The sequence below is a fragment of the Novosphingobium sp. 63-713 genome (assembly GCF_001898925.1).
In the GTDB taxonomy this organism is placed as follows: Bacteria; Pseudomonadota; Alphaproteobacteria; order Sphingomonadales; family Sphingomonadaceae; genus Novosphingobium.
Window position 1 is genome coordinate 200,504 of the sequence record NZ_MKVS01000008.1, and the last position, 20,085, is coordinate 220,588.

The following is a 20,085-nucleotide window of genomic DNA, read 5'->3' on the forward strand; positions in this document are numbered from 1 at the left end:
GGACAATTCAGAGGATATTTTCGATGGCCCCGGCGATCGCCTCCGGCTTGACATTGGGGGCGAAGCGACGGACCACGCGGCCGTCGCGCCCGATCAGGAATTTGGTGAAATTCCACTTGATCTTTTTCGTGCCTAAAATCCCCGGCGCGCTGTCCTTCAGCCAGTTCCAGAGTGGATCGGCATCCGGGCCGTTAACCTCGACCTTGGCCATCAGCGGAAAGGACAGGCCGAAATTGACGCGGCAGAATTCCCCGATCTCCTCCGCGCTGCCCGGCTCCTGCCCGCCGAACTGGTTGCAGGGAAAGGCGATCACCTCAAACCCGCGCGCGCCATAATCGCGCCACAGCTTTTCCAGCCCGTCATATTGCGGTGTAAACCCGCATTTGCTGGCCGTGTTCACCACCAGCAGCACTTTGCCCAGCCGGTCGGCCAGCGAGATGGTTTCGCCATTGGGGAGATGCGCGGTGAAATCGGCAATCGTCTGGGGCATCGGGGGATCCTTATCTGTCCAGCAAGGCGTCAAGATGGCGGCGAATGCCCGGCCATTCAATGTCCAGGATCGAATAGACCACCGTATCGCGCCGCCGTTCGCCATAATCAGGATCGTGCATGACATTGTGACCGCGCAGGATGCCATCCTGTTTGGCCCCGATCCGCTTGATCGCGCGGCGGCTGGCATGGTTGAGGACATCGGTGCGGATCTGGACACAATGGACGCCCAGAACATCGAACGCATGGCCCAGCAGCAGTTGCTTGGCCTCGGTGTTCAGCCCGGTGCGCCGCACACGGGGCGCATAGAGCGTGGTGCCGATTTCCACCCGGCGCGCGGCTGCGTTCATCCGCATATAGCGCGTGGTGCCCGCCACCACGCCATCGGCGTCCAGCACCGCAAAGACCTGCGCCCGGTCCGCCGCCGTCTCGGCCTCTGCCCGGTCCAGCCAGCTGTCGATGGTTTCGGGCGTGGGCAATCCGCCCGCAAAGGTTCGCTCAAAACCCGTCGACAAGGCCGCCAGCAGATCGTTCCGATCGGCGCGCTGCAGCGGGCGCAAGGTGACATGGCGCCCGCGCAGCACCGGCACTTCGGGCCAGTGGCTCACGCCCTATGCCGCATGGGGGAAATCGGCGCGCGCATAGAGTTCCATGATTTCATCGGCCTTCATCCGGTGGTCGCCCACCCGCTCGATCTCGTAACGCTGCCGCTCGGGCGCATCGAGCAGGGCAATATATCGCACCAGATCAGCCAGAGAACCACGCCGCACCGTCTTCAACTCGTCCAGCAGTCCGCCGCCGTCATTGGCCAGATGCAGCGCCACCGTTTCCTGCCAGTCGATCAGTTTGGTCATGGATCTCTCCTTATCTTGCGCCTTACCAACCCCATGTGGGAGACGCGACATTAACCTTCAAGCGGTTTGTTCAGAATTGGGCGCGCGCTCATTATGCAGCCGCCCCTCGTGCAATCGCAAGACGCGATCCATACGCAGCGCCAGCCGTTCATTATGCGTGGCGATCAGCGCCGCCGCCCCGCTTTCGCGCACCAAACGCAGGAATTCATCGAACACGCGGTCGGCGGTCGCCTCGTCCAGATTGCCGGTGGGTTCGTCGGCCAGCACGAGACGCGGGCGATTGGCCAGCGCGCGGGCCACGGCCACGCGCTGCTGCTCGCCGCCCGACAATTGGTTGGGGCGATGCGTCACGCGCGAGGAAAGGCCCAGCGCGCCGAGCAATTCGCGCGCCCTGCCTTCGGCCTCGCCCTGCGCATGGCCGGCCACCAGTTGCGGCAGCACGACATTTTCCATCGCCGTGAAATCGGGCAGGAGATGGTGGAACTGATAAACAAAGCCGATGGACGAGCGGCGCACATCGGTGCGCTGATCGCCGTTCATCGCGCTGGCATCCTGCCCCGCCACCTCGATCCGCCCGCCAAAGCCGCCCTCGAGCAGGCCGACCGCCTGGAGCATCGTCGATTTACCCGAGCCCGATGGGCCGAGCAGCGCGACAATCTCGCCCGGCATGATCGACAGGTCAATGCCCTTCAAGACCTCGATCCGCACCCCGCCCTGTTCAAAGGCCCGCGTCAGGCCGGTCAGTTTCAGAACCTCATTCATAACGCAGCACCTGCACCGGGTCCGTGCTCGCCGCCTTGAACGCGGGGAACAGGGTGAACACAAAGGACAGGCCCAAAGCCATCGCCACGATCCCGATCACCTCGACCGGATCGGACCGGCTGGGCAATTCGGTCAGGAAACGGATCTTGGGGTCCCACAATTGCTGGCCCGTGACCAACTGGACGAAATTCAGGACATTCTGGCGATAGAACAGGAAGGTGAAGCCCAGCACCAGCCCCGCCCCGGTCCCCAGCGAACCGATCACCGCGCCGATGGTCAGGAAGATCTTCATGATCGAACGCCGCGAGGCCCCCATCGTGCGCATGATGGCGATATCGCGCGTCTTGGCGCGCACCAGCATGATGAGGCTGGACAGGATATTGAACGAAGCCACCAGCACGATCAGCGAAAGCACCACAAAAGTCACCACGCGGTCCACCGCCAGCGCGTCGAACAACTGGGCATTGATGGTTTTCCAATCGGTGATCGTCGCTTGGCCCGCCAGTTTCTTGCCCAAAGGCGCCAGCATTTCGGCGGCCTTGTCGGCATTGTCGGTCTTGACCTCGATCATGCCAATGGAATCGCCGGTCAGCAGCAGCGTCTGCGCGTCCGCAATCGGCATAATGACAAAGGCATTGTCATAGTCATAGATGCCCACCTCAAAGATCGCGCCTATCTGATAGGCGACCTGACGCGGGACCGTACCGAAGGGCGTGTCGCGCCCGGTGGGGTTGATCACGGTGATGCTGTCGCCCACCCGCGCGCCCAGGCTTTCGGCCAGACGCGCGCCGATGGCCACCATGCCGCTGTCGGGCGTGATGGCGTCCATCGATCCGGAAATGACCTTGGACTTCATCGCGGCAATATCGGGCGCGGTCTGTCCGCGCACCAGAATGGCCTCGACCCGCCCATTAAAGGTGGTCAGCAGGGGCTGTTCGATCAGCGGGCTGGCCTTGACCACGCCGGGCGTGGCGCGGACATCCTTGAGCACCTGCTCCCAATTATCGAGTCGCCCGCCATAGGCCTGAATGATCGCATGGCCGTTCAGCCCGACGATCTTGTCCAGCAGCTCTGCGCGAAAGCCGTTCATCACGCTCATCACCACGACCAGCGCGGCCACCCCGAGCGCGACTGCCACAAGGCTGATCCCGGCCACAAGGGCTATAAAGGCCTCACCGCGCCCCGGCAGCAGGTAGCGTTTGGCCACTGTCCATTCAAAACGATTGAGAATCACGGAATTATTGCGCCTGTTTGCTGCGGCCCACCCGGGCGTCCGACGCAGGATTTAGGCGCGCCGCGCCAAGCGCGCAACGTGCAATCCCCCGATGGTGACAAAACACAGCGCAGCACAGAGGATTCTCGCCATTCGCAATCCAGCCTAAAGACGAAATTAACCCTTATATACGTACATTCCTCGTCCATGAGATTACGCATCCCGCCTATCCATGACCGCACACCTCCCGGCTTTGCCATTCTGGGGCTGGTCTATTTCCTGTGCGCGCAACTGGGCACCAGCTTTGCCCAGATCGACCATGGCAACAGCTTTCTCTGGCCCGCAGGCGCGGTGCTGACGGCATCGCTGGCCACGGTATCGACGCGGGTGTGGTTTTCGCGGGTGGCGGCCTGTGCGCTGGCCTCGATGCTGGTGACCGGCATCTGGGGTGCGGGCTGGGTGGCGGCGCCGATCATGGCGCTGGCCCATATGTCCGAAGCGGTAGCGGCCTCCTTGCTGATGCGCCGCCTTTTGCCCAAGACCGAGCTGGTGGGGTCGCTCAACTGGCTCATGGGCCTGCTCTTTGGCGTTTCGGTCTGCACGCCTTTGCTGGGCGCCGGCATCAGCCTGATCGGCCTGTCGATTGCAGGGCATGGCGAGGCTCTGCAGAATTTCCGCAACTGGTATTACAGCCACAGTCTGGGGCTGATGATCTTTCTGCCCTGTTTTACCGTGCTGGCCCATTCCCAGCGGCGCGGGCGGCGGTTTCTGTTCGACCGTCCGCGCTGGCCGGTCGCGCTGGGCTTTCCCATGGCGATGGCGCTGGTGGCCACGCTCTGCTTTGCCCAGACGATGATCCCGGTGCTGTTTCTGCCCATCCTGCTGCTGGTGGTCTCAACGGTGTTTGTGGATCTGGCCACGCTGTCGCTGATGTATGTCATTCTGGCGGTTATCGGCCTGTGGTTCGTGCGCGGGGGCGACAGCACGCTGGCGCTGTCGGGCCACAGTATCGGGCGGCAGTTGCAGTTCCTTCAGGTCTATCTGGCCTCCACCGCCCTGGCCATCATGCCGGTGACCAGCGCGATCCAGCATATGCGCCACCTGCTGGCCCGCCTGCGCGAGAGCGAAACGCGCTATCGCCTGCTGGCGGAAAATTCGACTGACATCATTCTGTCCAGCGACACGATGGGCAAGATCCGCTTTGCCTCCGCCTCGATCGAGCAGCTTGCACAGCAGGAGCCCAAGCGCCTGATCGGCCATTCGGCGCTGCGGCTGGTGGCGCCGCGCCATCGCCGGGCGGTGGTGGATGCCTATCGCCGCGCGCTGGCGGCCAAGGGCAATGCGGTCGAGGTCGAATTTCTGGGCAAGCCGCGCAAGGCTGCGCCGCGATGGTATGAAGCGCAGATGCGCGCCGTGCTGGATGAGGCCGGACAGGTCGAGAGCGTGGTCAGCGTGGTGCGCGATATGTCCGAGCGCAAGGCCTATGAAAATGCGCTGGCCCGCGCGGCGCTGACGGACGAGCTGACCGGCCTGCCCAATCGGCGCCTGTTCCTCGATACGATCAACGGCTGTATCACGCGGGGGCAATCGGGCTGCGTGGCGCTGATCGACCTAGATTTTTTCAAACAGGTCAATGACCGCTATGGTCATGCGGCTGGCGATGCGGTGCTGCGCACCTTTGCGTCGGTGGCGCGTCAGGGCCTGCGCGGCACCGACATGCTGGCGCGCATCGGGGGCGAGGAATTTGCCTTGCTGCTGCCCGGCGCCAGCATCGAGGTGGCCGAACGGATCTGCGCCCGCCTTGGCAAGACGCTGGCCCATGCCGCCACGATTTACGACGGCCATGAGATCTATGTCACCACCAGCATCGGCCTTGCCCGCCTTGGCACCTGCGCCGACAACGCCATGGCGGAGGCCGATCAGGCGCTCTATGCCGCCAAGGGAGCGGGCCGAGACCGGCTTTCCATCGCGGCTTAATCATATGTGATGCACCGGGGCCTTGCTTTCGGGGGCAACAAGCGCCAAATGCGCCCCGCCCCGCGCCGCCTCGGCGCATTGTCATCGAAGAGTCGCATCCACCCGCATGACCAGCATCAGCCAACACGCCGCCCTTTCCGACGCTTTCCGCGATGAAACCCCATGGGATGTGGGCGATGACGGAGATACGCTGCATGAAGAATGCGGCATTTTCGGCGTCATCGGCGCGCGCTCGGCCTCCTCGGTTGTGGCGCTTGGCCTTCATGCGCTGCAGCATCGCGGACAGGAAGCCGTCGGCATCACCAGCTTTGACGGCGGCGAGTTCTTTTCCCATCGCGGCATCGGCCATGTCGCGCATGTGTTCAAGAATCAGGATATCTTTGCCGACCTGCCGGGCATGATGGCTTCGGGCCATGTGCGCTATTCCACCACGGGCGGCTCGGGCCTGCGCAATATCCAGCCGCTGTTTGCCGATCTTGCCGACGGTGGTTTCTCCATCGCGCATAACGGCAATATTTCCAATGCCATGACGCTGAAACGTGATCTGGTTCACAAGGGTTCGATTTTCCAGTCGACCTCTGACACCGAGGTCATCATCCACCTTGTCGCCACCAGCCGCTATCCCACGCTGCTCGACCGTTTCGTGGATGCGCTGCGCCTGATCGAGGGCGCCTATGCGCTGATCTGCACCACGCCGGCAGGCATGATCGCCTGCCGCGATCCGCTGGGCATCCGCCCGCTGGTGATGGGCCGCATCGGTGCCTCGGTGGTGTTTGCCTCCGAAACCGTGGCTCTGGACGTTGTCGGCGCGGATTTCGAACGCGAGGTCGAGCCGGGCGAATTGCTGGTGGTCGATCACAATGGCGTGATTTCCAGCCACCGCCCGTTTGGCGATCCTGCGCCGCGCCCCTGCATCTTTGAGCAGGTCTATTTCAGCCGCCCCGACTCGATCCTGGGCGGGCAATCGGTCTATCAGTCGCGCCGCCAGATCGGCGTTGAGCTGGCCAAGGAAGCGCCTGCGGACGCCGATCTGGTCGTGCCTGTGCCCGACTCGGGCGTGCCTGCCGCCATCGGCTATGCGGCCGAAAGCGGCATTCCCTTCGAACTGGGCATCATCCGCAGCCACTATGTCGGCCGCACCTTTATCCAGCCGGGCGACAGCAAGCGCCATGCCGAGGTGAAGCGCAAGCATAATGCCAACCGCGCACTGGTGGCGGGCAAGCGCATCGTGCTGATCGACGATTCGATCGTGCGCGGCACCACCTCGCTCAAGATCGTGCAGATGATGCGCGATGCGGGCGCCTCCGAAGTGCATATGCGCATCGCCAGCCCGCCCACCGACCACTCGTGCTTCTATGGCGTCGATACGCCCGAGCGCAGCAAGCTGCTGGCCGCGCGGATGGATCTGGAGGCGATGGCCGATTACATTCAGGCCGACAGTCTGGCCTTCGTTTCCATCGACGGCCTCTATCGCGCCGTGGGGCAGCAGGATCGCAACGCGAAGTGCCCGCAATTCTGCGATGCCTGTTTCACCGGCGAATATCCCACCCATCTGACCGACTATGACGCTGATGCGGTGGCGGGCGAGACTGAGGCGTAAACCATGGATCTGTCCGGCAAGATCGCTCTCGTCACCGGCGCAAGCCGGGGGATCGGCGCGGCCACGGCGCAGGCTCTGGCCGCGGCGGGCGCACATGTCATCATCACCGGCCGCGATGTGAAGGCGCTGGAAGGCGTTGAGCAGGCGATCCACGAGGCGGGCGGCACCGCCACCATCGCCCCGATGGACCTGCTCGAACATGACGCCATCGCGCGCCTGGCCGAGGCCGTGGCGGGGCGCTGGGGCAAGCTGGACGTGATGGTGATCAACGCGGGCATCCTGCCCACGCTGATGCCGGTGGTCGATATTGACCAAAAGGCGCTGGGCAAGGCGGTTTCGACCCATCTGCTGGCAACGCAGGCCTTGCTGGCCGCCTTTGATCGCCTGCTGCGCAAGAGCGAGGCCGGGCGCGTGATCGGCCTCACCACGACGGTGGCGACTCAGCCGCGCGCCTATTGGGGCGCCTATGCCGCCACCAAGGCCGCGCAGGAGGTCCTGCTCGACTGCTATGCGCAGGAGGTGGCCAATATTTCCTCGGTCCGCGTGGCGATTGTTAATCCCCGCGCGACCCGCACCGCGATGCGCGCCAAAGCCTATCCGGGCGAAGATCCCAAGAGTGTCAAAGACCCATCGGTCGTGGCCGATGCGGTGGTCGGATTGGTCGGCCAGGATTTCGCCAGCCCGCACCGGATCACCATTAACTAAGATCGGCAACGCTTAATTCATTGCATTTTGCAAAGATGCCTGTGTCGCGGATTACCATCGGCGACCGGGCTTGGCGTATTTTGTGCGAAGCGCTGCTGCCCGATCTCTATAGCAGGCGCGACGGGTGGCCGTTCGTGGACATGCCCCTCGCCGCGAACCCCCGCCCGGTCGCGCCTGCTTTTTCCTTCAGCCCTTGATAGCCCGATAGGCCGCCAGCGCCCTTTCGCGCCCCTCGACATGGCCGACAATCGGCATCGGATAGGCGCAGCGGCGGCGGGTGATCGGCGTGGGATCGTGGATCTCGCTCTCATCCAGTCCGGCCAGTTCCGGCACCCAGCGGCGGATATAATCGCCCGCTTCAAATTTGGGGCTTTGCGTCAGGGGCGCCATGATGCGGGTGAACTGGTTTGCATCGACGCCCGATCCGGCCGACCACTGCCAGTTGACCGCATTCTGCCCATAATCGGCGTCGACCAGCGTATCCCAGAACCACTGCTCGCCATGCCGCCAGTCGATCAGCAGATGTTTGATAAGGAAGCTGGCCACGATCATCCGCACGCGATTGTGCATCCAGCCCGACACCCACAATTCGCGCATCCCCGCATCTACAATCGGGTAGCCGGTCATGCCCTTCTGCCATGCTTTCAGATCATCGGGGGCGTCGCGCCATGGCATGGCCTCGAAATCGGGCTTGGCCGAATGGGCGCCGTAATCGGGGAATTCGGCAATGATATTCTGCGCATAATCGCGCCAGCCCAATTCGGAAAGGAACACATTCACCGAACCGCCCTGATCCATCGCCGCATGCCACAGGGTTGCTGGGCTGATCTCGCCAAAGGCCAGATGGGGGGAGAGGCGGCTGGTGCCGGGGCGCGAAGGGAGGTTGCGGCGCTCCTCATAGAGGTTCGAGCGGGGGAGGAAAGCGTCGAGGCGATCCTGCGCCCCGCCCTCGCCCGGCGTCCATTCCGCGCGGAAGCCCGGCGCCCAATCAGGGCGCGTGGGGAGCAAGGTCCAGTCGCTGAGATCATCGCTGGCTGGCCATGTTTCCGGCGCAGAAATCTTTTCGGGCGCGGGGGCCGGTTCTGCAGGCGGCATCCGCATTTGCACCTGACGCCAGAACGGCGTGTAGATTCGATAGGGCGTCCCCGCCCCGGTCGTCACGCTACCGGGAGGGATCAGGAAATTGCCGTCATAGAGGTGCAGGTCCAAACCCTTGCGCCTGATCGCCTTTTCCGCATTCAGCCACCATGGCTCGTAATGATGCAACCCGTGAATTTCGCGCGCGCCCGTTTCCTGCGCCAATTGCGCCAAAACTTCGGCCGCCGCGCCGCGCCGCAGGATCAGGCGGCTGCCCTTAGCCTCCAGATCACGCGCGAGGCTTTTGAGCGAGCCATGCAGCCACCAGCGCGATGCGGCGCCCATTTTGCGATGCTTGGGCGTTTCATCATCCAGCACATAGACCGGAATTACCGGCGCGCCGGAATGCGCCGCCGCCACAACCGCCGCCTGATCGGCAAGGCGAAGATCGCGGCGAAACCAGAGGAGGATGGGTTCGGTCATCCTTCGGAGGTAGCGCGAATTTATGGGCTTAGAAGATGGTAGAAGGGGAAGTTTTTATAAAGGGCCTCCGGCGGGCAAAGGGCGGGGGCCCTTTGCAATCCCATTATGGGGTGGTGTTTCATCCGCAGCGTGCCGCCATGATGATAAAAAGCCTGCGGCGCTTAACTAAAGGCGCCGCAGGCTTTCAATTTCAAACGCTGCAAGGGTCAGCCTTGGCCGCACCTCTGGCGCTAACCAGTAAAGGGATTGCAAAGGGTCCAAGACCCTTTGCCCGCCGGAGGCATCACCCCAAAATCAAACCCCGCTAAGCGGCCCCTGATCCTCCGGCTGCACCGTCCAGGTCTGGCCCTTGGCGAGCAGCTTGGCGAGGTTGGCCACCTTGCCTTCGCGCGCCACGGCGTCCTGACCCAGCAGCGCCGATTCATAGGTCGGACGCGGATCGTCATAGATCACGCCCAGAGCGACCGGGAACAGCGCCATCGGCAGTTCGACCAGCATATGCGCGATCGAGCGGTTCTTGACGTCATGCACCAGCACGCCCGCCGCCTTCCAGTCACCATCGACGACATCGACGATTTCCAGATGCAGGCGATCAGTATTCAGGCGCAGACCCTGCGTACCCTTGTTGAACAGCATCGGCTCGCCATCCTTCAGCCAAAGCTGACGGGTGTCGGCCACCGCCTTTTCGGTGAAGTCGGCAAAGCGGTCCTTGTTGTAGACGATGCAGTTCTGGAAAATTTCCACGAAAGCCGCGCCCTGATGCGCATGAGCGGCCTTCAGCACTTCGCCCAGATTCTTCGACGTATCGAAGCCGCGCGCGATGAAGCGAGCGCCCGCGCCCAGCGCAAAGGCGCAAGGCTGCATCGGACGGTCCACGCTGCCCAGCGGGGTGGTCGGGCTGTTGGTGCCTTCGCGGCTGGTGGGCGAATACTGACCCTTGGTCAGACCGTAGATCTCGTTGTTAAACAGCAGGATCTGCGAATTGATGTTGCGGCGCAGGAAATGCATCGTGTGGTTGCCGCCGATGGACATGCCATCGCCGTCGCCCGTCACCAGCCAGACGTCGAGTTCGGGGTTGGCCAGCTTCAGCCCCGTGGCGAAGGCGGGCGCGCGGCCATGGATCGTGTGGAAACCATAGCTCGACACATAATAGGGGAAACGGCTGGAGCAGCCGATGCCCGACACGAACACGGTCTTGGCCGGATCCGCGCCCAGTTCGGGCAGCGTGCGCTGCACGGCCTTCAGGATCGCATAGTCGCCGCAGCCGGGGCACCAGCGAACTTCCTGATCCGATTCCCAGTCCTTGAGGGTCGTCTTGATGGCAGTCATCTCGTTCATCTTCTATCCCCTCAAGCCAGAGCAGCTTCGATCGCGGCTTCGATTTCCGCGATGGTGAAGGGCTGGCCGGAAACCTTGTTCAGCGGACGCGCATCGACCAGATACTGATCGCGCAGCACGGTCTTGAGCTGGCCCGTGTTCATTTCGGGCACGATGATCTTGTCATAGCCGCGCAGCAGATCACCCAGATTGGCGGGCATCGGCCAGACATGGCGGATATGGATGTGCGACACGTCCAGACCCTTGGCGCGCGCGCGGCGCACCGCCTGATGGATCGCGCCATAGGTGCTGCCCCAGCCGACCAGCGCCAGCTTGCCATTGGGGGTGCCCTGCGACACTTCCTGCGCGGGGATATGGTTGGCGATGCCATCGACCTTGGCCTTGCGGGCATCGGTCTGCAACTGGTGCGTGGCGGGCGAGTAATCGAGGTCGCCGGTGTCGGGCGCCTTCTCGATGCCGCCGATGCGGTGCATCAGGTCCGGGGTGCCGGGCTTGATCCACGGACGCACGCCATTTTCATCGCGCTTATAGGGCAGAACCTTGCCCTCGGGATTGTTGTTTTCCTGCAGGAACTTGGCCGGGAACGGCGTGAAGCCTTCCGGATCCGGCACCTTCCACGGTTCGGCCGCATTACCGATATAGCCATCGGTCAGCAGCATCACCGGCGTCATGAACTGCACCGCCAGACGGCAGGCCTCAATCGCGCAATCAAACGCGTCGGCGGGCGAACGCGCGGCGATGACGGGCAGCGGCGTGTCGCCATTGCGGCCATAGACCGCCTGATACAGGTCCGACTGCTCGGTCTTGGTGGGCAGGCCGGTCGAGGGGCCGCCACGCTGCGAATTGACGATCACCAGCGGCAGCTCGGTCATCACCGCAAGGCCGATAGCCTCGGTCTTGAGCGCGATGCCCGGACCTGAGGAAGACGTAACGCCCAGCGAACCGGCATAGGAAGCGCCGATCGCGCTGGCGACAGCGGCGATTTCGTCTTCGGCCTGGAAGGTCGTGACGCCAAACTCTTTCAACTTGGCCAGATTATGCAGGATGGCCGAGGCAGGCGTGATCGGATAGCCGCCAAAGAACAGCGGCAGTTCAGCCAGCTGCGCACCGGCAATCAGGCCGAGGCTGATGGCGTCGGCGCCGGTGATCGTGCGATAGAGGCCCGGCGTCTGGGGCGCGGCCTCTATGTGCAGCTTCTTGACCTGACCGCCGATTTCGGCCGTCTCGCCATAGGCATGACCGGCATTCAGCGCAGCGATATTGGCGTCGGCCAGCACCTTGTTCTTGGCAAACTTGGTGTTGAGCCAGTCGATCAGCGGCTGACGCGGACGGTCGAACATCCAGAGCGCCAGACCCAGCGTCCACATATTCTTGCAGCGCAGCGCTTCCTTATTGCCAAGGCCGAAGGGCTTGACCGATTCCATGGTCAGCTTGGAAATGTCGAAAGCCAGCAGGTTCCACTTGGCCAGGCTGCCGTCTTCGAGCGGGTTGCTCTCATACTTGGCCTTTTCCAGGTTGCGCTTGTTGAACTCGCCCGAGTCGGCGATGATCAGGCCACCAGCCTTCAACTGACCAACGTTGGTTTTCAGCGCGGCGGGGTTCATCGCCACCAGCACGTCGGGCTGGTCGCCCGCGGTCGAAATCTCGGTGCTGCCAAAATTGATCTGGAAGGCCGAAACACCAAACAGCGTGCCCTGAGGGGCGCGGATTTCCGCCGGAAAGTCCGGGAACGTGGCAAGGTCATTGCCCGCCAGCGCGGTCGAGAGCGTGAACTGCCCGCCCGTCAACTGCATGCCGTCGCCCGAATCGCCCGCAAAACGCACCACCACCGCTTCGGGTGTGTTGTCAGTCGAACGCCCTTCGTTCGCGCCCGCTTCCAGAACAGTAGCCATCATCGTCCTTCCATACCCGGCCCGAACCGCTGCTGCTTTCGCGCCGAAGGTGATCGCCCTTGGCGCGGCGGCGTCGCATGTGCAATCGAGAAAAACTGTCAGCACAAAAACGCATCGTTGGCTTTTGATGCGCTATCCGGCCGACAACCCTTAACGCCGCCCAAAGAGCCGACATGCGCACGGACCTGTCGGAATTGCCCAAAACCTGTTGCGGGCTCTAGTCAAGCGGCAATCGCGATTCTATTGCCCCGCGCCCTCACCTTTTCCCCTTTGACGGTGCGGCCAAGACGACTATCCTGCCGCCCTGCAACAATGAAAGCCTGCCTAAACCCATGACCGATCTTGCTTCCCTGCCCTATCGTCCCTGCGTTGGCGTGATGCTGGTGAATGCCCATGGCCGGGTTTTCGTCGGCCGCCGAATCGATCAGCGTGAAAGCGAAGTCGATGGCGAAGGCGATTTCTGGCAGATGCCTCAGGGCGGAATCGACCCCGGCGAGGAATTGCGCGCCGCCGCCTTTCGCGAACTGGCCGAAGAAACCGGCGTGGGCGAGGCTCATGCGACCATTCTGGCCCAAACGCGCGAGGAATTGCTCTACGATCTGCCCGATCACCTGATCGGCAAGCTGTGGAAGGGTAAATATCGCGGCCAGCGCCAGCACTGGTTCCTGATGCGCTTTAACGGCCACGATGACGACATCGACCTGAACGCGCATAATCCGGCCGAATTCAACGCATGGAAATGGGCCGAGGCCGATCACCTGCCCGATCTGATCGTGCCGTTCAAAAAGCGCGTGTATCGCGCCGTGCTGGAAGAATTCCGCGCGCTGATTTAATTGGTCTGAGGGGTCGGCTTGGCGGCAACATCCGCCGTGCTGGCCACCTTGGCGCTGGGCAGCGCGGCGGGCAAAGGCCCCTTGGCAATGGCGGCGATCAAACGGTTCGCCGCATCGCTGCCCTTGCCGCCAAGGTTCTCGATTTTGGCCAGATTTTCGCGCGCCTTTTCCACCGCGCCCTTTTCGGCCAGCGTCTCGCCCTCGCCGCCCATGGCGTCAATATTCTGCGGATCCCGGCTCAGCACGGTGCGGTAATAATGCAGCGCCTTGCCCTGCATCCCCTGCATCCGCGCGGCCTGCGCCAAAGATATGGTGATCCGGCTCGATCCGGGCTGAATGGCCAGCGCCGCTTCAAAGGCATCGGTGGCCTTGTCCACATCCCCCGCGTTCAACGCCACGCGCCCCGCTTCCTCCAGCACCGCCGCGCGCGGGTCGAGCACCTCGACCGGGGCCGAATGGCTGCTGCTGGCCGCCACGGCCAGTGCCAGCGAGAGGGCAGCCGAGACGGGGGCAAAACGCATGACTATTTCCTTGGCCGAAACGGGGCGAAACCGCCGGATATCAGGGGAGGCTTCGAACATGACAATCTTGCTACCAAAGGCTTGCGCTTACAACAAGCGGGCGCTGGCAACAAAGAAGCCGTCTGTGCCATCATGGGCCGGAGAAAGGCGGATTCCGGCGCCGCGCACCTCGCCCGCGCCCAAATCCAGCGGCATTTGAACCATGGCGGGATGGCGGGTCAGGAATGCGGCAAATTGATCCGCGCCCTCCTCGTCCAAAAGCGAGCAGGTGACAAAGACGATCCGCCCGCCCGGTTTCAGCAGCCCCACCGCCAGATCGAGCAGGCGGGACTGGATCCCTGCGATCCGGCCCAGTTCCGCCTCGGTCAGACGCCAGCGCGCCTCGGGATTGCGCCGCCATGTACCGGTCCCGCTGCAAGGCGCGTCGATCAGCACCGCGTCGGCCTGGCCCATCAGCGGGGCCAGGGCCTCCGCCTCACGGTTGGGGTTCATTAGGATCGTTTCGGCAATCAGCGCCCCCGCCCGCTGCGCGCGCGGCGCCAGACGGGAAAGCCGCGCCCGGTCCACATCGCACGCTATCAGCCGCCCCCGATTACCCATCGCCGCGGCCAGCGCCAAAGTCTTGCCCCCTGCACCGGCGCACAGGTCGATCACCGTCTCGCCCGGCTGGGCCTTGACCGCGCCGCAGACCAGTTGCGAACCACCGTCCTGCACCTCGATCTGCCCTTGCGCATAGGCGTCCCAGCCCTCGACTGGTGTATTGGCGGGGAAACGCAAGCCTTGGGGCGCGAGCAAAGCCTCGCCCGTTTCCGGCAAGGCCAACGAGGCGCGATCCGCCTTGAGCGCATTCACGCGCACATCCAAAGGCGCGCGATCCAGCAAGGAAAGCGCGTCAGCCCCGCCCACGCCGCCCGCCGCCAGTCGCTGCGCCAGCCAGTCCGAGGCGACCCCGCCCTGCGCCACCTCTTCCGACTGATCAATCGGCGCCGGTGCATGACGCCCGCCATCGAACAAAGCCGCCAGCGCCGCATCCCCCTGCGCCACGCGCAGCATCGCCGCACGCCCGCCGACCGGAACCGGGCCGCAGGCGCGGATCGCGCCATAAACCAGCTCGCGCACCGCCCGTCGATCCTTGCTGCCCGCAAAGCGGCGCGTGCGGAACCATTCGGTGATGATCCGATCCGCCGGAGCGCCCTGCCTGCGCGCCGCCGCAATCACCTCGTCAAGGATCTCGATCGCGGCCTGAACACGGGCTTGAGGGGTCATGGTTTCGAGGCTTCGCCTTTTGGGGGTTTTAAAGAAGGATTGAATGCGAGGGACTAGTCCCTCGCGCTCCCATTACTGTCTTCGTTGCGCCACGGGTTTGCCGTCCGATGTCGGACGCACCGTTCCAATTTGAAAGCCTGCGGCGCCTTTTGCTAGCGCCGCAGGCTTTCAAAAATCATCACACAATCTGGGCCCCATCATCCCCATAATGGGATTGCAAAGGGTCGAGACCCTTTGCCCACCGGAGGCATGAACCCAAAAAAATCAACGCGTCGGATAATTCGGCGCCTCACGCGTGATGGTCACGTCGTGAACATGGCTTTCCTTGAGGCCCGCGTTGGTGATCTGGACAAAGCGCGCCTTGGTGCGCAGTTCCTCAATCGTGGCGCAGCCGGTATAGCCCATCGCCGCCTTCACGCCGCCGACCAACTGGTGAATGACATCCTTGGCCGGGCCCTTATACGGCACCTGACCTTCAATGCCTTCGGGCACCAGCTTCATCTGGTCCTTGATGTCCTGCTGGAAATAGCGGTCGGCGCTGCCGCGCGCCATGGCGCCGACGCTGCCCATGCCGCGATAGGCCTTGTAGGCGCGGCCCTGATAGATGAAGGTTTCGCCCGGCGCTTCCTCGGTGCCCGCCAGCAGCGAGCCGACCATCACCGTCGAGGCGCCAGCGGCCAGAGCCTTGGCCGCATCGCCCGAGGTGCGCAGACCACCATCGCCGATCACCGGCACGCCCGCATCACGCGCGGCGCTGGCTGCTTCCATGATCGCGGTGAGCTGGGGCACGCCCACACCCGCCACGATACGCGTGGTGCAGATCGAGCCAGGCCCGATGCCGACCTTGACCGCATCCGCGCCCGCGTCGATCAGCGCCTTGGTCGCCTCGGCCGTGGCGACATTGCCCGCCACCACCTGCGCATGGGGATAAAGCTTCTTCACGCGCTCAACCGAGCGCGCGACATCGCGGTTATGGCCATGGGCGGTGTCAATGATCACCACATCGCATTCCGCCTCGATCAGCGCCGAGGTGCGTTCAAAGCCCTTTTCGCCCACGGTCGTGGCCGCGGCAACGCGCAGGCGACCGGCGGCATCCTTGGTCGCGGCCGGATAGGTCACGGCCTTTTCGATGTCCTTGACGGTGATCAGGCCGACGCACTTATAGGCGTCGTCCACCACCAGCAGCTTTTCGATGCGGCGGGCGTGCAGCAGCTTGCGCGCTTCGTCCTGATTGACGCCCGCGCGCACGGTGGCGAGGTTTTCATGCGTCATCAGTTCGCGCACCGGCTGGGCCGCATTGTCGGCAAAGCGCACGTCGCGGTTGGTCAGGATGCCCACCAGCTTGCCGCTGGCCTCGACCACGGGAATGCCGCTGATGCGGTTGGCCTGCATGATCGCGCGCGCTTCGCCCAGCGTGGCGTCGGGGCCGACAGTGATCGGGTTGACCACCATGCCGCTTTCAAAACGCTTGACCGCGCGCACGGCGGCCACCTGTTCCTCGATGGTCAGATTGCGGTGCAGCACGCCGATGCCGCCCATCTGCGCCATGACGATGGCCATATCGGCCTCGGTCACGGTGTCCATCGCGGACGAGATCACCGGAATATTGAGCGCAATGCCCTTGGTCAGCCAAGTGCGCGTATCGGCCATGGAGGGCACGATGTCGCTTTCGGCAGGACGCAGCAGCACGTCGTCGAAGGTAAGGCCGAGAGAGATGTCCATGATCGCCACGCTGAATTCCCATGCTGAAGGGCGTTTGATGAATCCGCCCATCGATTCGTGGCGGCCCATGTAAACAAGCATGGCGCAAAGGGCTAGAGGGGAGTTCAGGCTGTTTTCATGACATTGCGATTTTTGTTGGCCACGTTTTACCGCGCCGGGGTCAGCGCCACCGCCGTGCAGACCTGATCGCGCCCATTGCGCTTGGCCTCATACAGGGCCTCGTCGGCATGGATCAGCGAGCCGGTCAGATCGCCCTCGACCCAGCGGCAAACCCCGCCCGAGAAGGTGATCGGACGCCCCTTGATCCGGCCGATCGGGTCGCCCTGCATCCGCCAGGCGATGCGTTCAAGAGCCCAGCACGCCTCGGTTTCGATCACGCCGTTGAAGAAGACGACGAATTCCTCGCCGCCCCAACGCGCGACAATATCGGCCCGCCGCGTCTGTTCCGACAAACGCCCCGCCAGCGCGCGCAGCACGCGGTCGCCTTCATCATGACCCATCTCGTCATTGACCTGCTTGAAATAGTCAATATCCAGAATGGCAAAGCAGCCATGCCGCTGAGACGCAGGCAAGGAATTGATCTTCTTCATAAAACCGCGCCGGTTCAAAATGCCGGTCAGCATGTCTTCATGCGCGACCAGATCCAGTTCGCGCATCGTCTTGTCGGTCGAACGCCGCGCGCGATGGACGCCATTGTACAGCTTCTGGATCAGATCCTGCGCGCGCGACATATCGTGCCCGCCCTCGCCTTCCTCCTCGCCATCCTGGTCGCCATCCTGGTCGCCCAGCGCATCGGCCAGTTTCTCGATCGGCGCCAACAGCGCACCAATGCCCAGCAGCGCCAGCACCGCCCCTCCCGCCGTGGCCGTCAGCAAGAGCCAGAAAGCCACCGCAGCGATCCGCCCCGTGGCCAGCCCCCAGACCGTATAGACCAGCAAAGGCACATGCGTGGCCGCAAAGCACAGGAAGAAAATCCGCATCCGCAAGGAGCGCGGAAAAATGAACGAGGTGGCAAGATAGAAATTCATGGCAACCCCTTTTCCCCCGGCGAAAGCGGCAAGTTTCTTGGAGCGATGATTCGTATAACTACTGATTAAAAAGGATGATCAAGACTGGTTAACAATTCACCATACATTCTTAGCCCTGACCATCAAAATCCGGCATTTTCAAAGCAAAACAGCGCGCCGGGCGATCGGCCCGACGCGCTGTTTTCATCCCGTCCGGGACAGGTCAGAAATTCAGGCGGCGCATTTGATGAATTTGCCCTTGGCGTCCTTGCAAGGCGCCTTCTTGGCCGGGGCCATCGCGGGGGCGGCGGGCTTGGCGGCGGCGGGCGCCATGGCGGGCTTCATCGTCGGGGCTGCGGGCTTCATGGCCGGTGCGGCAGGCTTCATGGCGGGAGCGGCGGGCTTCATCGCCGGGCCGGCCTTGGCCTTGGATGGCATCGCGCCGGGCGTACCGCACTTGGCGAACTGACCCTTGGCGTTGCGGCACTGTTCAGCTTGCGCACTGGCGGGCAGCGCAACCAGAGCCATCAGAGCCATCGGCAAAAGCAGCTTTTTCATACAATCCCTCCTCGTCGCAGGTTACGACTTGCCTTGGATATGCCCGGCCCGATTGGCAGTCAATGAACCACCCGTTCACGGCACCGAAAGCTTCAGCGTGTGCCCGCTACCACCGTGGCCGGAAAGCGTTTGGTATCGGCAAAATACTGCACCAAGGCGACATGAAAAGCCACATCTTCCGCCGCCCCGCCCAATTCGAGGCCCGGCTTCACCACGTCTTGCGGGCGGTGATAATCGGTGTCGAAATATTTCTCGAGCCGCGCCAGATCGCCATAGGCGCTGGTCACCATCACAGCGGGCAGATCATGCGACATCAAGGCCCAGCCATCCTGACGACGGATATAGCGGTTGGGCTCATCCGACATGGACAGCTTGCGCTTCTGTTCGCGCGCCACCGTGGCGATTCCGGTATCCAGCACCGTCATCCCGCGCCCCACGATCCCCACCGGCGTTCCGGCAGGCGCAATCGCCACCGAGTCGATATTGAAAGCAGCCACGATATTCTTGAGCGGCAGCGGCGGGTTTTCCGCAAAAGCCTCCGCCCCTAGCAGGCCGATTTCCTCGCCCGTGGTGAACAGCACGATCACATCGCGCTCCATCCCGCCTGGCACCTTCATCAGCCGCCGCGACACCTCCAGCAAGGCCGCAACCCCGCTGGCATTGTCCACCGCGCCGTTGCAGATCAGATGTTCGGCGGGCGGGCTGGCGCATTGGCCGAAATGATCCCAATGGGCCAGCAGCAGCACTGCGCCCGATCCCGGCTTGCGCCCCGGAATGCGGCCGATCAGATTATGCGTGCGGATGCTGGTTTCGCGCGTCGTCGCTTCGAAACTGGCCGAAACGTCGAGCAGATGGGGTGCGAAATCGGGCCTGTCCGCCTCGCGCCTCAGACTGGCCAGATTGTCGGGCACACCCGCCAACGCCTGCTCAAGCCCCTCGGGTGAGAGGAACCCCTCCATATCGCCCCCCAGCGCCTCGCTGGCCAGCGCATAGCCCTGACGTCGCCGCCGCTCGGCCACACCGGCCAGCGTGCGCTGACCATCCAGCACCGTGACCACCGCCGCCGCCCCGCCTGCCAGCAAGGCGTTCTGGCGCAGCGACGCATCCGGCCCATAGGGCGCCTCTTTGGCCCCCAGTCCGCCCTGATCGTCGAGCAGCAGCGCCACCCGCCCCGCCAGTTCCGCGCGCGGCGGCACGATATTGCCCCGCCCGACAAAATAGAGCGGCGCCCCCTGAACCAACGCCCGCCGCCCCGAGGTCAGCAGCAGCGCCTGATCCTGATCAAAGGGCACGACCCGCCCTCGCCGCGAGAAACGCGCCACACTGCCCGCCGGTTCGCGAGCGACCAGTTTGACCGGGGCATACCAGGGATTGGCGGGCTGATTCGTGCCCGACACCAGCCCCATCTCGAACAATTGCCGCCCGATATAGCGCAAGGTCTTGGCCTCGCCATCGGTGCCCGGTTCGCGCCCGCCGTAATCGTCGCTGGCCAGCACGCGGATATGCTCAAGCAATTGCGCCTCGATCTGCTTCTCGCTCCTGCTGTCGGTACGGGCAGCGGCGGGCATCGCACAAAAAGCGGCCAGCAACGCGGCCACAGGCGGCACAATGCTGCGCCGCCATCTGCTGTCTGTCGCTACTCGGCCTCGTGTCATCGCAGCCCAGCCTACACAGAACGCTTTGACCCGCAAGACCGGCGATGACGTCAAAATGGGGAAAATTCCGAAAGTTGCCTCCACGCATCATCCCGTGCTTGCAAGGCTGGGGGAAAATCCCGATCTAGCGATG

Annotated in this window: 18 protein-coding genes; 4 read left to right on the forward strand and 14 right to left on the reverse strand. The window is 63.5% G+C overall.

Annotated features, from left to right (window positions below):
• Positions 1-7: 7 nt before the first annotated feature.
• The 5 genes from BGP00_RS06080 to BGP00_RS06100 are packed head-to-tail and all read right to left on the reverse strand — an operon-like array spanning position 8 to position 3,339.
• A complete protein-coding gene (locus BGP00_RS06080) occupies positions 8-490 on the reverse strand; it encodes a glutathione peroxidase (protein ID WP_168604543.1) in 483 nt (160 codons plus the stop codon).
• A gap of 10 nt (positions 491-500) precedes the next feature.
• Positions 501-1,097, reverse strand: coding sequence for a GNAT family N-acetyltransferase (locus BGP00_RS06085; RefSeq protein WP_292690035.1), 597 nt, complete (start codon positions 1,095-1,097; stop codon positions 501-503).
• A gap of 3 nt (positions 1,098-1,100) precedes the next feature.
• Positions 1,101-1,343: a hypothetical protein gene (locus tag BGP00_RS06090; protein ID WP_290005108.1), complete on the reverse strand. Its 243-nt coding sequence runs from the start codon at positions 1,341-1,343 to the stop codon at positions 1,101-1,103.
• Between the two features lie 57 nt (positions 1,344-1,400).
• Positions 1,401-2,105, reverse strand: a complete 705-nt coding sequence (locus tag BGP00_RS06095; RefSeq protein WP_292690033.1) for an ABC transporter ATP-binding protein — start codon at positions 2,103-2,105, stop codon at positions 1,401-1,403.
• Positions 2,098-3,339: a lipoprotein-releasing ABC transporter permease subunit gene (locus BGP00_RS06100; RefSeq protein WP_292690031.1), complete on the reverse strand. Its 1,242-nt coding sequence runs from the start codon at positions 3,337-3,339 to the stop codon at positions 2,098-2,100. The genes BGP00_RS06095 and BGP00_RS06100 overlap by 8 nt, the downstream gene beginning before the upstream one ends.
• 186 nt (positions 3,340-3,525) lie before the next feature.
• Here BGP00_RS06100 and BGP00_RS06105 point away from each other — a divergent pair, with 186 nt between their 5' ends.
• The 3 genes from BGP00_RS06105 (at position 3,526) to BGP00_RS06115 (ending at position 7,600) form a co-directional block, all read left to right on the forward strand.
• The gene (locus BGP00_RS06105; protein WP_292690029.1) at positions 3,526-5,295 is read left to right on the forward strand and encodes a sensor domain-containing diguanylate cyclase; all 1,770 of its coding nucleotides are present in this window, start codon (positions 3,526-3,528) and stop codon (positions 5,293-5,295) included.
• Positions 5,296-5,401: 106 nt separating this feature from the next.
• A complete protein-coding gene (gene purF / locus BGP00_RS06110; RefSeq protein ID WP_292690028.1) occupies positions 5,402-6,895 on the forward strand; it encodes an amidophosphoribosyltransferase in 1,494 nt (497 codons plus the stop codon).
• A 3-nt stretch (positions 6,896-6,898) separates the two neighbouring features.
• Positions 6,899-7,600 (forward strand): SDR family NAD(P)-dependent oxidoreductase, encoded by a 702-nt coding sequence (locus BGP00_RS06115; protein WP_292690026.1) that lies wholly within the window; start codon positions 6,899-6,901, stop codon positions 7,598-7,600.
• 186 nt (positions 7,601-7,786) lie between these two features.
• On the opposite strand, the gene BGP00_RS06120 is transcribed toward BGP00_RS06115, so the two are convergent.
• The 3 genes from BGP00_RS06120 to BGP00_RS06130 all read right to left on the reverse strand — a co-directional run bounded on the left by BGP00_RS06120 (position 7,787) and on the right by BGP00_RS06130 (position 12,390).
• Positions 7,787-9,160 (reverse strand): deoxyribodipyrimidine photo-lyase, encoded by a 1,374-nt coding sequence (locus tag BGP00_RS06120; RefSeq protein WP_292690024.1) that lies wholly within the window; start codon positions 9,158-9,160, stop codon positions 7,787-7,789.
• A gap of 294 nt (positions 9,161-9,454) precedes the next feature.
• Positions 9,455-10,498, reverse strand: coding sequence for a 2-oxoacid:ferredoxin oxidoreductase subunit beta (locus BGP00_RS06125; RefSeq protein ID WP_168604535.1), 1,044 nt, complete (start codon positions 10,496-10,498; stop codon positions 9,455-9,457).
• Between the two features lie 11 nt (positions 10,499-10,509).
• The gene (locus BGP00_RS06130) at positions 10,510-12,390 is read right to left on the reverse strand and encodes a 2-oxoacid:acceptor oxidoreductase subunit alpha (RefSeq protein WP_292690223.1); all 1,881 of its coding nucleotides are present in this window, start codon (positions 12,388-12,390) and stop codon (positions 10,510-10,512) included.
• 332 nt (positions 12,391-12,722) lie between these two features.
• Between BGP00_RS06130 and BGP00_RS06135 the strand changes: the two genes are divergently transcribed.
• On the forward strand, positions 12,723-13,223 hold the full coding sequence (locus BGP00_RS06135) for an RNA pyrophosphohydrolase (RefSeq protein WP_292690022.1): 501 nt from the start codon (positions 12,723-12,725) through the stop codon (positions 13,221-13,223).
• Here BGP00_RS06135 and BGP00_RS06140 read toward each other — a convergent pair.
• The 6 genes from BGP00_RS06140 to BGP00_RS06165 form a co-directional block, all read right to left on the reverse strand.
• The gene (locus BGP00_RS06140) at positions 13,220-13,804 is read right to left on the reverse strand and encodes a tetratricopeptide repeat protein (RefSeq protein WP_292690020.1); all 585 of its coding nucleotides are present in this window, start codon (positions 13,802-13,804) and stop codon (positions 13,220-13,222) included. The genes BGP00_RS06135 and BGP00_RS06140 overlap by 4 nt on opposite strands.
• A gap of 27 nt (positions 13,805-13,831) precedes the next feature.
• Positions 13,832-15,010, reverse strand: coding sequence for an RsmB/NOP family class I SAM-dependent RNA methyltransferase (locus tag BGP00_RS06145; protein WP_292690018.1), 1,179 nt, complete (start codon positions 15,008-15,010; stop codon positions 13,832-13,834).
• A gap of 264 nt (positions 15,011-15,274) precedes the next feature.
• On the reverse strand, positions 15,275-16,732 hold the full coding sequence (gene guaB / locus BGP00_RS06150) for an IMP dehydrogenase (protein WP_168604710.1): 1,458 nt from the start codon (positions 16,730-16,732) through the stop codon (positions 15,275-15,277).
• Positions 16,733-16,878: 146 nt separating this feature from the next.
• Positions 16,879-17,760, reverse strand: coding sequence for a GGDEF domain-containing protein (locus tag BGP00_RS06155; protein WP_292690016.1), 882 nt, complete (start codon positions 17,758-17,760; stop codon positions 16,879-16,881).
• A gap of 210 nt (positions 17,761-17,970) precedes the next feature.
• Entirely contained in the window at positions 17,971-18,297 is a 327-nt protein-coding gene (locus BGP00_RS06160; RefSeq protein ID WP_292690014.1) for a hypothetical protein, read from the reverse strand.
• A 92-nt stretch (positions 18,298-18,389) separates the two neighbouring features.
• Positions 18,390-19,865, reverse strand: coding sequence for a M20/M25/M40 family metallo-hydrolase (locus tag BGP00_RS06165; RefSeq protein ID WP_292690012.1), 1,476 nt, complete (start codon positions 19,863-19,865; stop codon positions 18,390-18,392).
• Positions 19,866-20,085: the final 220 nt, after the last annotated feature.

What these genes read in the sequence shown, in the direction of transcription:
- BGP00_RS06120 (WP_292690024.1), bottom strand. Translation starts at nt 9,160, where the DNA reads ATGACCGAACCCATCCTCCTCTGGTTTCGCCGCGATCTTCGCCTTGCC.
- BGP00_RS06130 (WP_292690223.1), bottom strand. Translation starts at nt 12,390, where the DNA reads ATGGCTACTGTTCTGGAAGCGGGCGCGAACGAAGGGCGTTCGACTGAC.
- BGP00_RS06160 (WP_292690014.1), bottom strand. Translation starts at nt 18,297, where the DNA reads ATGAAAAAGCTGCTTTTGCCGATGGCTCTGATGGCTCTGGTTGCGCTG.
- BGP00_RS06080 (WP_168604543.1), bottom strand. Translation starts at nt 490, where the DNA reads ATGCCCCAGACGATTGCCGATTTCACCGCGCATCTCCCCAATGGCGAA.
- BGP00_RS06090 (WP_290005108.1), bottom strand. Translation starts at nt 1,343, where the DNA reads ATGACCAAACTGATCGACTGGCAGGAAACGGTGGCGCTGCATCTGGCC.
- BGP00_RS06135 (WP_292690022.1), top strand. Translation starts at nt 12,723, where the DNA reads ATGACCGATCTTGCTTCCCTGCCCTATCGTCCCTGCGTTGGCGTGATG.
- BGP00_RS06105 (WP_292690029.1), top strand. Translation starts at nt 3,526, where the DNA reads ATGAGATTACGCATCCCGCCTATCCATGACCGCACACCTCCCGGCTTT.
- guaB (WP_168604710.1), bottom strand. Translation starts at nt 16,732, where the DNA reads ATGGACATCTCTCTCGGCCTTACCTTCGACGACGTGCTGCTGCGTCCT.
- BGP00_RS06115 (WP_292690026.1), top strand. Translation starts at nt 6,899, where the DNA reads ATGGATCTGTCCGGCAAGATCGCTCTCGTCACCGGCGCAAGCCGGGGG.
- BGP00_RS06140 (WP_292690020.1), bottom strand. Translation starts at nt 13,804, where the DNA reads ATGTTCGAAGCCTCCCCTGATATCCGGCGGTTTCGCCCCGTTTCGGCC.
- BGP00_RS06155 (WP_292690016.1), bottom strand. Translation starts at nt 17,760, where the DNA reads ATGAATTTCTATCTTGCCACCTCGTTCATTTTTCCGCGCTCCTTGCGG.
- BGP00_RS06125 (WP_168604535.1), bottom strand. Translation starts at nt 10,498, where the DNA reads ATGAACGAGATGACTGCCATCAAGACGACCCTCAAGGACTGGGAATCG.
- BGP00_RS06095 (WP_292690033.1), bottom strand. Translation starts at nt 2,105, where the DNA reads ATGAATGAGGTTCTGAAACTGACCGGCCTGACGCGGGCCTTTGAACAG.
- BGP00_RS06165 (WP_292690012.1), bottom strand. Translation starts at nt 19,865, where the DNA reads ATGCCCGCCGCTGCCCGTACCGACAGCAGGAGCGAGAAGCAGATCGAG.
- purF (WP_292690028.1), top strand. Translation starts at nt 5,402, where the DNA reads ATGACCAGCATCAGCCAACACGCCGCCCTTTCCGACGCTTTCCGCGAT.
- BGP00_RS06145 (WP_292690018.1), bottom strand. Translation starts at nt 15,010, where the DNA reads ATGACCCCTCAAGCCCGTGTTCAGGCCGCGATCGAGATCCTTGACGAG.